Source organism: Verminephrobacter eiseniae EF01-2, assembly GCF_000015565.1.
GTDB lineage: Bacteria > Pseudomonadota > Gammaproteobacteria > Burkholderiales > Burkholderiaceae_C > Acidovorax > Acidovorax eiseniae.
In genome coordinates this window covers 4,989,160-5,002,777 of sequence record NC_008786.1, presented here as the reverse complement: position 1 = coordinate 5,002,777, position 13,618 = coordinate 4,989,160, and the positions used below count along the sequence as shown (strand labels likewise).

The following is a 13,618-nucleotide window of genomic DNA, read 5'->3' as shown; positions in this document are numbered from 1 at the left end:
GCCTCCTTGTCGTCAGGCCAGACTGATGAATTTCTTGACCGTGTAGGCTTGGACGCCCTCGGTCCCGCCCTCGTGGCCCAGGCCGCTTGCCTTCACGCCACCGAACGGCGTTTCGGTCAGCGCCAGCGACAGGCTGTTGATGGCGACCATGCCCGCCTCCAAGCCGCGCGCAGCGGCCATGGCGGTGCCGATGTTCTGGCTGAACACATAGGCTGACAGGCCATAGGGCAACGCATTGGCGTGCGCCAGCACCTCGTCCAGATCGCTGAAAGGCACGATCGGGGCGATGGGGCCGAACGGTTCCTCCTGCATCAGGCGACAGTCGGGCGCAGGGTTCAACACCACAGTGGGTTCAAAGAAGCAGCCAGGCCGTTCGATGCGCCGACCGCCGCAGGCCAAGGTGGCGCCGCGCGCCAGCGCATCGGCGACGATTGCCTGCATGGCTTGCACGCGGCGCTCGCTGGCCAGCGGGCCCATCGTGGCCGTGGCGTCCAGCCCGTCGCCGACTTGCGTGGCTTGCGCTGCGCGAACGAACTCGGCAGTAAAGAGATCAAGTACCCGTTCATGCACGAAGAAACGGCTGGGCGCGATGCAGACTTGGCCGGCGTTGCGAAAACGTCCGGCGGCCAAGGTACGCGCGGCATGCAGCACATCGGCATCGGCGAACACCAGCGCGGCACCGTGGCCACCCAGTTCCATCGTCACGCGCTTGAGGCCATCCGCAGCCAATCGCGTCAGAGCTTTGCCTACCGGGATCGAGCCGGTGAACGAAATCTTGCGAATGATCGGGCTGGCAATGAGCCGCTGCGACACCTGTTCCGGCACGCCAAACACGAGAGCAATCACGCCAGCGGGTGCGCCTGCGTCTGCAAACGCGCGCACCAATTCGACAGCCGTGGCGGGTGTTTCCTCCGACGCTTTCAGGATGACCGTGCAACCCGCCGCGAGGGCGCTACTGATCTTGCGTGACGGCGTGCTGGCCGGGAAGTTCCAGGGGGTGAACGCGGCCACCGGTCCTGCGGGCTCGTGCACCACCATCTGCGTGATGTCCTGCCTGCGGCCTGGGATCACGCGGCCGTAGATGCGGCGGGCTTCTTCGGCCGACCACTCGATGATGTCGGCTGCGGCATCTACCTCGTCCCGTGCTTCGGTCAATAGCTTGCCCTGCTCCAGCGTCAGTGTGCGGGCGATGGTGTCGCGGCGTTGGTGCACCAGCGCAGCGGCGCGGCGCAGGATGTTGGCACGTTCGCTGGCGGGCACTTTGCGCCATTGGATGAAGGCCCGCTGCGCGGCTTGCAATGCGTGCTCGAGGTCAGCCTTGCTGGCATGGGGCAGATTTCCCAATACTCGACCGGTGGCAGGGTCCATGACCGGTTCGGTATTGCGACCTTGCGCGAGATGCCACTGTCCGTCGATGAACAAGCCCAGTTCAGGATAGGTGTGCATATCAAGCAGCCTTGCCGGATTGGTCGGTCAAAATCATGTCGGCGGCTTTCTCGCCGATCATGATGGCCGGTGCATTGGTGTTGCCGGAAATGAGGGTGGGCATGATGGACGCATCAGACACGCGCAGGCCCGAGATGCCATGCACGCGCAGCCGCTCGTCCACCACACAGTCGGCCGACGCGCCCATGCGGCAGGTCCCGACCGGGTGGTACACCGACATCCCCTTTTCCCGAAGAAACTTGTGCAAGCCGGCACGTGACGTCACCTCAATGCCCGGGCTGCGCTCGGTCTTGATGAGGCCGGCCAGTGGTGCGGTGCTTGCGATCTGGCGGGCCAGCACGAGCCCGCTGGTCAGCACCTCGATGTCGCGCGGGTCGCTGAGGTAGTTCATCCGGATTGCCGGCGCCTGTAGCGGATTTGCGCTCTGGATATGAACTGAGCCGCGCGAGTACGGTCGCAGTTGGCATACGGTGAGCGTGAAGGCCGAGAACCTGTGCAGCGCAGGCTTGTCTTTGCGGTCGGTGCTAAAAGGGTAGAGATGGAACTGGATGTCGGGACGGTCCAGATCCGGGCGGGTGCGCGCAAAGCCGCCTGCCACCCCCGCCCACCAACCCAACGGGCCCTTGCGCTGCAACATGTAGCGCAGCCCGATCCGGATGCGTCCGGCGATGCCCATCATGTCGTCGTTGAGCGTGATCGGCGCATGGGTCTGATAGATCAAGCGTCCCTGCATGTGGTCTTGCAGGTTTGCGCCGACGCCGGGCAGGTCGCGCACTACAGCAATCCGGTGTTGGCGCAGCAGCGCGGCCGGACCGACGCCAGACAGTTGCAGAATCTGCGGTGATTGGATCGCACCGCCCGACAGAATTACTTCCCGCCTTGCCATCACGCGCTGTTCGCGCCCGTCCTTGACATAGGCCACGCCGACGGCACGCAATGCATCGCCGGCACCTTCCAGCAGAATGCGGCCGACCTGCGCGCCGGTCTGTACCTGCAGGTTGGAGCGCGTCATCACCGGATGCAGATACGCTCGCGCCGTGCTCCTGCGCAGGCCACGCCGCGCCGTCGCCTGAAAGTAGCCCACGCCTTCTTGCCTGCTCCCATTGAAATCCGGATTGCGTGGCACGCCGTTGGCCTCCGCAGAAGCGATGAAGGCATCTGCGATCGGATGAGGCTCGGGCAGATCGCTCACGGACAACGGGCCACCAACCCCATGCCAGGCATCGGCACCGCGCTGTTGATCTTCGGCGCGCTTGAAGAACGGCAGCACGTCCGGAAAACCCCAGCCAAAGTTGCCCAACGCGGCCCATCCGTCGTAGTCCTGAGCTTGGCCGCGCACGTAGAGCAGGCCGTTGATGGAACTGGATCCACCAAGCACACGGCCGCGTGGCTGATCGATGGCGCGCCCACCCAAGGCCGGCTCGGGCTCGGTCTTGAACATCCAGTTGATCTCTTTGTCGAAGAAAGTCTTTCCGTAGCCGATGGGTATGTGGATCCAGATGTTGCGGTCCACGCCCCCGGCCTCAAGCACGACGACATGATTGACCGGGTCGGCCGACAAACGGTTGGCAAGTACGCAGCCGGCTGAACCGGCGCCGATGACTACGTAATCAGTTTCTACGGAACGCATAAAAATCTCCAGCGTCAATCAGCAAAACCGCAGTGCCGCTCAGTTCGCCAGACCGCTGGTCTGCAAGCCACGCACGAGGTACTTTTGACCGAACAACACAAGCAGCAGCCCAGGCAGTGCCAAAAGCACGTTGGCAGCCTGGATGAGCGCCCAGTTCAAATCCATCTGCTGCACGAACAGGCTCATGGCGATCGGTAGCGTGAACATCTGGTCGTCGCGGATCAGCATGAGGCCCAGGACATAGTCGTTCCACGAAGCCGCAAAGCCAAAAATGAATACTGCAGCCAGCGCCGGAATTGAAAGCGGCAGCATGATGCGATAAAAGGTCTGGAACTTGCTCGCGCCGTCGATCTGCGCGGCTTCTTCATATGACATCGGCAACGACTGATAGAACTGCCACATCAACCACAGACCGAACGGTAGACTCAGCGTGACATGCGCCAAGGCCAACCCGGACAGCGAGTTGAGCAGTCCGATCTTCTGGAACATCGCAAAAAACGGGATGCCCAGCAAGATTTCCGGGAACATGTAGGAGAACAGGACCACCTGCGCGAGCAGTGTCTTGTGTTTGAAACGCATGCGCGCCAGCGCGTAGCCGCCCAACGCGCTGCACGCCATCACCACGCATGCGGCGGCCAGCGCGACCTTCAGGCTGTTGGTCGCGTTGGCAAGGAAGTGGGTGCTCGATAGAAGGCTGACGAAATTATCGAGTGATGCGTTTTGTATGCCGAGCGACGGTTTGTACACGTCCTGCGCGTGGCCCAGGGCCGACTTCAGCATCCAGTAAAACGGGAACAGCGTGGGGATCAGCCAGAGTACCAGCAGTGTCGTCGGCGCGGCCCGGGCCAGCGTTATCTTCTTAGCCACGGGCGACCTCCTTGTCGGGCTGGAACAGGCGCATATAGACGATACCCAGCACCAGTAAAATGCCGAAGATGATGGTCGAGGTGGCGCCCGCTGGTCCATAGCTGTTGTCGCCAAAGGCGCGCTCGTAAGCGTAAATCGGCAATGTGCTCGTGGCTCCGAGCGGCCCGCCGGCCGTCAAGAGCCAGATCACGTCGAATCGGTTGAACATCCAGATGCCGCGCAACAGCAATATCAACAAGATCGAGGTGCGGATGATGGGCAGCGTGATGCGCGCTACCTGCTGCCACCAGTTGGCCCCGTCAATGTATGCGGCTTCATGGACGCTGCGCTCGATCGTGCCGAGGTTTGATAAGGTCACCAGAATCACGAAGGGCGTGAACTGCCAGACGCTGGCCACCGTGACAAGGCCGAAAGCCCAGGCGCCGTGCCCTGCGAAATCAACCGGCATGTCGGCCAACCCGCTTTGGAGCAGCAGATGATTGACGATGCCGTAGAGGTTGTTGGTCATCCAGTGCCAAACCAGCGCCGTGGTGACCGTCGGAATCATGTAGGGCAGTAGCGCGAGGCTGGTGAAGATCGGTTGGCCCGACTTGAACAGCAAGATGGCGATGCCCACGCCCAACACCATTTCCAACGCGGTGGTAAGCATTGCATAGCTGGCACCTATGCCCAGCGCGCGCCAGAACGCCGGATCGGCCAGCACGGCGCGGTAGTTGTCCAGCCCCGCGTAGGTCGTGCCGGCCTGAAACGGACCGCTGTGCGTGAAGCCCAGCAAAATCGCCCAAGCCACCGGGATGATCATGACCACGATGAAGACCAAGACCACGAGCGTGAAGGACACGCTGATGAAATCCAGGCGGGAGTTCCCCTCGCTCCTGGCGCGTCGGCTGCGCATGTCGGCCCTGTTCAGGCGAACTTGAGCAGGGCGCGGGCTGCTTGCGCCGCGTCGGTCACAGCCGCGTCCGGCGCGATGCCGCCCTGAATCACATTGGCCAGCATCTTGTTGTAGATCGTGCTGGTATAGACCTTGGCGCGCTGCCAAGCGGGTTTCTTGCCCGTGAGGTCGAACACCGGGTTGCGCGAACCGTCCCATGCCTCGGAAATGACCCGGGAAATTTCGGGCTTGCTTTTGACGTATTCATTGGCTTGGTAAGGACCTTCGAAATCCTTCTTGGCCACCGGCAATACATGCATCGGAATGGACCAAAGAAACTCGTAATAGCGCTGACCCTCGCGCAGGTAGTGGATGATGGCCTTGGCCGACTCGACATTCTGCGAATCTTTGAAAACCATGTAGCCCTCGGCAGACAGGCGATTGGCCGCAGCCATGCCGTAAGGCTGGACAAAGGGCTTGGTGACCTTCGCAATCTCGGCGTTGTTCTGCGATACCACCGCGAAGAAGCGCGCGCCAATGTAGTCGGCCATCGCGATCCTGCCCGATGCATACGAATTCATCACATCTGCCCAAGCGAAGTTGGTAGTGCTCGGCGAGTACTTGGACATGCGCTGCAGGAAGGCAAGCGTTTCCACCAAGCGTTTGCGGTTCTCGCCCTGGTCGAACAAGAGGTTGCCTTCGTCATCGAAGAAGGTCACGCCATTGGACATGGCATAGCTGTACAACGCGCTGACCGGGTTATCGCCACTGGTGTTGCTGTTGATGATGCAGCCGTACTGGCCGCTGCCCGTGAGCTTGGCCGCCGCCCTCTCGTACTCATCCCAAGTCTTTGGGGGCTGCAACCCGGCTTTCTCGAACAGGTCGGCGCGATACCACGAGTAGGTGAACTTGATGCCGTTGGGCACGAAAAAATCGTTCTTGCCGTCCGGCCGCACACGCCATGCGTCAGGCAGGACCGCAGTCAATGGGTTGATCGGCGCCAGCAATCCGCCGCGCGAGTACAGCAGCGCGTCTTCGATGTCGAGATTGACGATGTCCGGTGCGGTGCGGCTCTGCAACATGGACGACACCTGCTTGCGCACGGCCTCTGGCGACGTGAATAGCGGTTTGATTTTCAAACCAGGGTTGGCCGCCTCGATCTCGGCGAACAGGTCGCCAATCACCTTCTTGGTGGTTGGCAGCGACTCGTAGGTGAGATAGGTCACCGTGCCCTTGAGTTGGGTCGGCGCTGCGAGTGCGCGCAACGGCTGGGACAGCGCCAGACTGGCGCCAATGGTGGATTTCAGAAACCGGGCGCGCGTGATGTTCATCGTTGTCTCCGTTGGTTTTGATGGATGCAGTTCGACGGGCGTAGCCCTTAGCCCAAAGCGGGGAAAGGGTGGCGCCCCGTAGAGCCGCGGATGATCAGGTCGTTGGGCACCACGGTCTTGCCCGGGGTCTTGGTGGAGCCACCGATGCGCGCGACGAGCAAGTCGGTGGCGATCTGGCACATTTCATTGATGGGTTGGCGAATGGTGGTCAAGTCAAAAGCATCCCAGGCCGCCATGTCAATGTCGTCATAACCGACCAGCCAGAGGTCTTCCGGCACGCGGACACCGCGCCGTCGCGCGGCATCGCGGGCACCAAGAGCCAACACGTCATTGGCACAAAAGATGGCGTCGGGGGGTGTGGCCAGTTCGAGCAGACGCATGGCGGCGGCAAACCCCGCCGCGTATGAAAAGTTCTCGACATAAGCCGTCAACTGCTTTTTCAGCGGTGCGCCAAGCGCAGCGAGTTGGTCTCGGAAACCAAGGTCACGGTTGCGGATGGTGCTGGGTGCCTGCGGCCCTCCGATCAACGCGATGCGCCGCCGGCCGGTCGCCGCGAAGTAGTGCGCCACGCAGGTCCCTCCGGCACGGTTGTCCGACTCCACTTGATCCAGTGGCAAACCATCGACCACGCGGTTGATCAGCACCACCGGCAAGCCGGATTTGACGACCTCGCGCAAGGCCGAGGACTCGGCCGTGGCCGTCATCATCAACACGCCATCGACGGAGCGCTCCTTGATCGCATCGATCGCGCACGTCTCATCGCTCTCGTCGACGCTCCAAACCACCATGCGCAGACCCGCATCGACCATCTTCGGACCCAGCGTTTGCAGCATCAGCGGATACAGCGGATTGCCGAGACGCGACACCACGATACCGACTGTGCCGGTACGGCTGGTGCGCATGGCGCGCGCCATGACGTTCGGCCGATAACCCAGTTCGCCAGCGACACGGCGCACTTGCTCGGCCGTTATCGGCTGCACATTGCCGCGCTTGGCGAACACGCGCGAGACAGTAGCCTGGGAAACCCCGGCTGCATGGGCAACGTCCTGACTCGTGACGGACTTCAATCGATCGAAAACCATGGCTTCAAGTGGTGCCTGCATCTATCTGAAGATCAAAATGTATTCGTAGTCATTTTGTTTGTCAAGTGCAGTACGCCCAATGGAAGCGATCTTTTCCAAGAGGGTCCCAAGCCCGGACAACCCTGGCCAGAATGGCCGATACCTTGGCCGTCCGGATGAATGCCTTGGGGTTGGCGTTGTGCGCCGCGATGTATTCAGCGATGGCAGCTTGCCGTGCCCACGCTCCATGGGCAGACCTGGCTGCGTGCGGTCGAGTGATCAGGACGTCGAGGCAGTGGGATAGCGAGCGCGCTGAGACTCGGCGATCGATGTCCAGGCTTGGCGCGATGTTCTTGTCCGTGGCGCCACGCGCAGCAAGCAGCACGATCCGGGTGCGCAGTTGAACTGAATCCTTGGATCTTCATTTCACGGGGAAATAAACGTGGTCGTGCAAGGCTGTGGGGATGTGGTCGAAGGCTGGCGCGGTGGGCAACTCGTAGAGTTGTCCATGGCGTCGGCCGGTGCGCGCAGCGCATCGTCCACATGTCCACAGCCCGGGCCTGGGCCCGGCCCGGTTGGTTTGGCGCGGGCGTGCAGCCCGAGCTCTCCTGGGACTTCCAAGTCCGTGTATCAGTATCAGTAGGTGGCGCATGCCCCGTCTCTCGTCCTCAGCCCGAACGGTTGCAGGAAGTTTTGACTTCGCATGTACAAGCAGGGGCGATGATGAGCCTGCCAAATCCAACCTGCAATGCCCGCATCGCCGTGGGTGTCGACGTGTCCAAGGCCACTCTGGAGGTGGCCCTCAGCCAGGGCGCCAAGCCCTTGGTGCTGTCCAACGACGAGGCCGGTTACGCGGCGCTGTTGTCCGAACTGCGCCAGAGGGATGTTGGCCTGGTTCTGTTCGAGGCCACCGGCGGCTTCGAGCTGGCCTGCGCCACGGCGCTGCAACTGGCCGGCCTGGCGGTGGCGGTGATCAATCCGCGCCAGGCGCGCGACTTCGCCCGCGCGATGGGCTACCTTGGCCAAGACCGATCGCATCGACGCCTGCGTGCTGGCTGACATGGCCCGCACGCTGCTGGCGCGCGGCGATCTGTCCAAACTGGTCAAGCCGCTGCCCGATGAGCAGCAACTGCAGGGTCTGGTCACGCGCCGGCGCCAACTCATGGCCATGAGACATGGCCGAAGAGCATCGCATGCAGATGCCGGGCGTGCGTCAGCGGCGCAGCCTGAACACCATCATCAAAGCGTTGGAGCGCGAGATTGCCCGCGTGGATAACGATCTGCAAGCATTCATCGGCGCCAACCATGGCGAGATGGCCGCGCTGCTCGACAGCGTCAAGGGCGTTGGAAAGGCCGCGATCAGCACGCTCCTGGCCGAGGTGCCGGAACTGGGAAAGCTCAGCGGCCGCCAGGTCAGCGCCCTGGTGGGGGTGGCGCCGATCGATCGTGACTCGGGCACGATGCGCGGCAAACGCTCGATCTGCGGTGGCCGTGCCGATGTGCGCCGGGTTCTGTTCATGGTAGCGCTGGCGGCCTCGCGCCACAACCCGGTCATCAAAGCCTTCTACCAGCGACTGCTTGCCGTGGGCAAATCCAAGAAGGTCGCTCTCGTGGCTTGCATGCGCAAGCTGCTGACCATTCTCAACGCAATGGTCAGAAGCCGTAAACCGTGGGATCAGGCGCTCCATTCGGGTTGACTTTCAAGACGGTTGCTGAATCCCTGAATCCGCGCCTGGACGCGCCTGCGCGCCGGCAGAGCGCGCCGGCACCGCGTCGTCGGCACTCCCCAATGAAATGGCTCACTGGAGTACCCCCGCCTTCGGCTGCGGCATGAGCACCTTCGGGCGGCCGTTCGGGGTTCACGCCATGGCCTGACCGCCGTTGAGATCGAGCGTGGCGCCGGTGATGAAAGCGGCATCGTCCGAAGCCAGGAACGCGACGCTGGCCGCGACATCTTCGACTTCGCAATGCCGCTTGAGCGGAATCTCGTCCAGCACGCGCGCTCGCTCGGCAGGCGTGCGACGCTCGCTCCACAGGCTGCGCGTGCGCGCCGTCATCACGATGCCGGGGCAGATGCAATTGACCGTGATGCCATACGCGCCGTATTCCAGCGCGAGCTGGCGCGTCAAAGAGGCCATCGCGCCCTTCACGGCGGCGTAGTTGGCTCCGGCAATCAGGCTTCCGAAGCGGCCCGCCTTCGAGCCGAAGTTGACGATGCGCCCGACGCCGCGCGCGACCATGCCCGGCAGCACTGCGCGGCAACTCCACACGGCGCTCAACATGTTGAGCTCGATCACGCTCTGCCAGTGCGCGTCGGTCTCGTCCATGAAGTGGTAGGGCGTGTGCAGCGAACCGCCGGCGTTGTTGACCAGGATGTCGAAGGGGCCGAGCAACTGCTGCAGGGTCTCGATGCGGGTCGCGGTGTCGAGCACATCGGACGAATCCATGACGCTGGTGTGCAGCGTCAGTCCAGCCTGCTGCGCCAGCGCCGCGGCTTCGGCCAGCGCGTCCTCGTCGCGGTCGGTGACACACACCGTTGCGCCTTCGGCCGCCAGCCGCAGCGCGCAGGCCAGACCGATGCCGCGTGCTGCGGCCGTGAGCAGCGCCGCACGCCCGGAAAAGCGCTTGCAGTTGCGCGCAGGATCGGCCTCGCGCAGGGGCCCCGCGTGGCCAAAATCAATGCCCTTTGAACTCATGGGTGGCCTCAATCTGCGGTGATGTTGGCCAAGCGGATGACCTTGCCCCAGCGTTCGCTTTCGCTGTGGATGCGCTGCTTCAAATCATCCATCGAGCCCCCTGCCGTCTCGGCGCCCATCCGCTCCATCCGCGCACGGAAATCGGCCGTGCGCAGAATTTTGTTCACCTCTGCATTGATGCGCTCAAGAATCTGGTTCGGCGTGCCGGAGGGTGCCAGCAGCGCAAACCAACCCTGCGAGTCAAAGCCCGCTACGCCCGATTCGTCGAGCGTCGGCAGGTCCGGCGCCGAGGGGGAGCGCTTTAGCGTGGTCACGGCCAGCGCGCGCACGCTGCCGGCCCTGATGTGCGGCAGCGAGGCCGGCAGGTTGTCGAACATCATGTCGATTTGCCCGCCAATCAGGTCCTGCAGCGCCGGTGCGCTGCCGCGATAAGGCACATGCACGATGTAGGTGCTGGTCATGGTCTTGAACATCTCGCTCGATAGATGCGGCGTGCCGCCGACACTGGACGAGCCGTAGCTCAGCTTGCCAACGTGGCGGCGTGCGTAGGCGATCAGTTCTTGCGTCGTTTTCACCGGCAGTTTGTTGGCGACCACCAAGACGTTCGGAACCGATGCGACGACGATGATCGGCGCGAAGTCGCGGGCAACGTCGAAGCCCGGGCCCTTTTTGAACAGCAGCGGGTTGATCGTCAGCGTCTGCGGCGCACCGAGCACCAGCGTGTGGCCATCGGCCGGCGCGCGCGCTGCTTCCGCCATGCCGATGTTGCCGCTGGCGCCGCTGCGGTTGTCGACCACGAAGGGCTGGCCGAGCACCGCCTGCAGGCGCTCGGCGATGGCGCGCGCGACGATGTCGGTCGCTCCGCCGGGCGGGAAAGGCACGATCAGCCGCACCGGCCGGCTTGGGTAGGCGGGCTGCGTCTGGCCGATCGCCGGCAGGCTGGCCGCCGCCTGGGTGCCGGCCGCGAGGGCCAGGGCCTTCAGCGCGCTGCGGCGCGATGTCTGGCTGGGCATGTTCATCATGGAGTCTCCTTCTTGCGTGGCTTCAGTTCATCCATGTGCCACCGTTGATGTCGAGCGCATGGCCTGTCACGTACCGGGCGCCGCTGGAACACAGGTAATGGGCTGCATCTGCCACCTCGGCCGCAAGCCCGAGGCGGCCCAGCGGGATGCGGGCCGAGAGTTCGGCCCAGCGCTGTTGCGGGATCATGGCGCCCTCGATCGCGCCCGGCACCACAGCGTTGACGCGCACGCCGTCACCGGCCAGTTCAACGGCCAATGACTTCACCAGCGACAACACCCCGGCTTTCGATGCGCAGTAGTGCGGCTTGGTCCCGCTGCCCGATGCGGTGAGCGCGGCGTAGCCGGTGCGCGCGGCGCGCGACGAGACCAACACCATCGCCCCACGGCTGCGGCGAAGCAGCGCAATGGCCGACTGCGCGACCAGGAAACTGCCCGTGAGGTTGACCTCCAGTAGCCGGTGCCATTCGGCTGCATCGATCTGATCGAAGGGCTTGGCCTCTGCGGTGATCGCTGCCGAATGCACCAAGGCCGCAAGCGCGCCCTGCGTCGCCGCTCGTTGTATGAGCGCGGCGCACTGCGCCTGGCTGGTGACATCGGTCTGGATGAAGGACACGCCTTCGGGCAGTGGCGCCTGTGGCGGCTGCAGATCGGCGATCAGCACCCGGTGGTCGGCGCAGAAGCGTTGCACGCAGGCCCAGCCGATGTTGCTGGACCCACCGGTGACGATGGCGACGGGCTTCATGGCCACGCTCAGTAGTCCGAGGCCGCGATGTGGCTGGCCGCAGGGTCGATGGCCAGGTCGATGACCGTCGGCAGATCGGCGCTGCGGGCGGCTGCGATGGCGTCTTCCAGCGCATCGGCCTTGTCGACGCGAACGCCGATGCAACCCATGCCGCGCGCGATCTGCGCAAAGTCCATCGGCGAGAAATCGACTGCGATGCGGCGGCCCTTCATGTTGTCGCGCACCATGCCCAGGCCCTGGTTGTTGGCCACGACCACGGTGATCGGCAGGTGTTCCTGTACGCAGGTGGCGAGCGTGCTGAGCGTCATCGCCGCGCCGCCGTCGCCGATCACGCAGATGGTGTTGCGCTCCGGATGGACGAGCTTGGTCGCTGCCGCCGCCGGCAGGCCCCAGCCCATGCCGCCGATGCCACCGGGGACCACCAATTGGCCGGGGGTCCGCAGGCGCAACATGCTGGTGACCCAGATGCGGCTGTTGCCCGCGTCGAGCACCAGCATGTCCTGCGGCGTGAGCACGCGGTCGAGCACGCGCACCATGTCGGCGTAGTGCAGCGTGCCGCTGGCGGCCTCGGTCGGTGGCATGACGCCGAAGCCGTGTTCCTGGTTGTTCTGCGCGATCTTGCCGAGACGCGCCTGCTTGTTTTCCTCGCCCAGGCACTTGTCGGCCAGCATCTCCAGCACATCGGCGGCGTCACCCGTGAGCGCATGATCGACCGGGTAGACCCAGCCGGCATGGCGCGCATCGATGTCGACATGGGCGATGCGCTGGCGGCCCGGCTCGATCAAACCCTTGTCGCGGAAACGCAGGTAGTCCGGCCCGAGGCTGGCACCCAGTGCCACCACCAGGTCAGCGCCGCCAAGCATGCGGTTGGCGCTGCGGCTGCCCCAGGTTCCGAGCATGCCCACCGCGACCGGCAGCGTTTCGTCGATCACCCCCTTGCCGTTATAGCTGGTGGCCACCGCCAGACCGGCCTTTTGCGCGACCAGTGCCAGCAAGGCGCGCGCCCGATCGGTCTGCACGCCCTGCCCGGCCAGGATGACCGGGTTGCGGGCCTCTGCGATCATCTGCGCCAGATGGGCGACGCCATTGGCATCGGGGCGTGCCGGGGTGTGGCGCAGGTAGCCCTCTGAAGGATGGAGATGGACGCGCGGGTCGTCCTGCATCTCGCGCCGGATGATGGGCGACTTCAGCACCAGCGCGGCCGGGCCCATGCGCGGCAGTTGTGCGTGCTTGAAAGCCATCTGCAAGCCGTACACCGCCTCATGGGGTTCGGTCGCATAACCGGTGTACTTGGTCATCGTGCCCATGACCGTGCGCACGTCCGCAGCGCCGTAGTCGCCCGTCATGGTCTGATAGACGCCGTACATGCCAAAGCCGTCATAGCAGGAGGTGTCGGTCAGCACCACCATCGGCGAGCCGGCAAAGTGCGCTTCCAAAATACCGAAGGCGCCCGTGCTGGCCGCAAAGGGCCCCTGTCCCATGAAGACACCCGGACGCCCGGTCAGCCTGCCATAGACCTGCGCCATGACCGAGGCGATCTGCTCGCTGCGCGTGAGCACGACACGCAAGCGGTCGCGCACCCCATGGAACTCATCGAGCATCCATGTGATGCCCAGGCCCGGCAAGGTGAATGCATGGGTGGCGTCACATTCGAGCAGCGTGCGGACGAGCGCGTTCTTGGTGGTGGTCATTCGTTTCCCTGGATCTGGTCGCGATGCGATCGATACAAGCCTTTGCATCGTATTCAATGAATGTATTTTTCATCATGAATGCAAGCGATTGCATATAGATTACGCGACGACGGACAAAGTTTTCATTGGTGGAATCCCCAATACCCGGCACAGCCGACTCAGCGCGGCGCGGTCGGCCGCTGTGTCATGCCGGGTCGGCCCGTCGCAGGCCCGCAGCGGGTCCGTCGTCGATGGTGATGGGGGTGATGGGCCGGCCCG

At 63.8% G+C, this 13,618-nt stretch carries 10 protein-coding genes and 1 pseudogene; 1 reads left to right on the top strand and 10 read right to left on the bottom strand.

Going from position 1 to position 13,618, the window contains the following annotated elements:
- Window positions 1-12: 12 nt before the first annotated feature.
- The 6 genes from VEIS_RS21865 to VEIS_RS21840 are packed head-to-tail and all read right to left on the bottom strand — an operon-like array spanning window position 13 to window position 7,230.
- Window positions 13-1,446, bottom strand: a complete 1,434-nt coding sequence (locus tag VEIS_RS21865) for an NAD-dependent succinate-semialdehyde dehydrogenase (protein WP_011812203.1) — start codon at window positions 1,444-1,446, stop codon at window positions 13-15.
- Window position 1,447: 1 nt separating this feature from the next.
- Window positions 1,448-3,076, bottom strand: a complete 1,629-nt coding sequence (locus VEIS_RS21860) for a GMC family oxidoreductase (RefSeq protein ID WP_011812202.1) — start codon at window positions 3,074-3,076, stop codon at window positions 1,448-1,450.
- Window positions 3,077-3,115: 39 nt separating this feature from the next.
- Window positions 3,116-3,943 carry a carbohydrate ABC transporter permease gene (locus tag VEIS_RS21855; protein WP_011812201.1) on the bottom strand — a complete coding sequence of 276 codons (828 nt, stop codon included), beginning with the start codon at window positions 3,941-3,943 and terminating at the stop codon, window positions 3,116-3,118.
- A complete protein-coding gene (locus VEIS_RS21850; protein ID WP_011812200.1) occupies window positions 3,936-4,838 on the bottom strand; it encodes a carbohydrate ABC transporter permease in 903 nt (300 codons plus the stop codon). The genes VEIS_RS21855 and VEIS_RS21850 overlap by 8 nt, the downstream gene beginning before the upstream one ends.
- An 11-nt stretch (window positions 4,839-4,849) precedes the next feature.
- Entirely contained in the window at window positions 4,850-6,148 is a 1,299-nt protein-coding gene (locus tag VEIS_RS21845; RefSeq protein ID WP_011812199.1) for an ABC transporter substrate-binding protein, read from the bottom strand.
- 47 nt (window positions 6,149-6,195) lie between these two features.
- Window positions 6,196-7,230 (bottom strand): LacI family DNA-binding transcriptional regulator, encoded by a 1,035-nt coding sequence (locus tag VEIS_RS21840; RefSeq protein ID WP_041950266.1) that lies wholly within the window; start codon window positions 7,228-7,230, stop codon window positions 6,196-6,198.
- 702 nt (window positions 7,231-7,932) lie between these two features.
- Between VEIS_RS21840 and VEIS_RS21835 the strand changes: the two are divergent.
- Window positions 7,933-8,906, top strand: a pseudogene (locus VEIS_RS21835) (IS110 family RNA-guided transposase).
- A gap of 162 nt (window positions 8,907-9,068) precedes the next feature.
- Here the strand turns inward: VEIS_RS21835 and VEIS_RS21830 are convergent.
- Genes VEIS_RS21830 through VEIS_RS21815 form a run of 4 tightly spaced genes read right to left on the bottom strand, consistent with a single transcriptional unit; the run spans window position 9,069 to window position 13,360 of the window.
- Window positions 9,069-9,905: an SDR family NAD(P)-dependent oxidoreductase gene (locus tag VEIS_RS21830; RefSeq protein WP_011812196.1), complete on the bottom strand. Its 837-nt coding sequence runs from the start codon at window positions 9,903-9,905 to the stop codon at window positions 9,069-9,071.
- Between the two features lie 8 nt (window positions 9,906-9,913).
- Window positions 9,914-10,924, bottom strand: coding sequence for a Bug family tripartite tricarboxylate transporter substrate binding protein (locus VEIS_RS21825; protein ID WP_232287778.1), 1,011 nt, complete (start codon window positions 10,922-10,924; stop codon window positions 9,914-9,916).
- Window positions 10,925-10,949: 25 nt separating this feature from the next.
- Complete coding sequence (locus VEIS_RS21820) at window positions 10,950-11,669, bottom strand: SDR family NAD(P)-dependent oxidoreductase (protein WP_011812194.1); 720 nt, start codon at window positions 11,667-11,669, stop codon at window positions 10,950-10,952.
- An 8-nt stretch (window positions 11,670-11,677) separates the two neighbouring features.
- Entirely contained in the window at window positions 11,678-13,360 is a 1,683-nt protein-coding gene (locus VEIS_RS21815) for a thiamine pyrophosphate-binding protein (RefSeq protein WP_011812193.1), read from the bottom strand.
- Window positions 13,361-13,618: the final 258 nt, after the last annotated feature.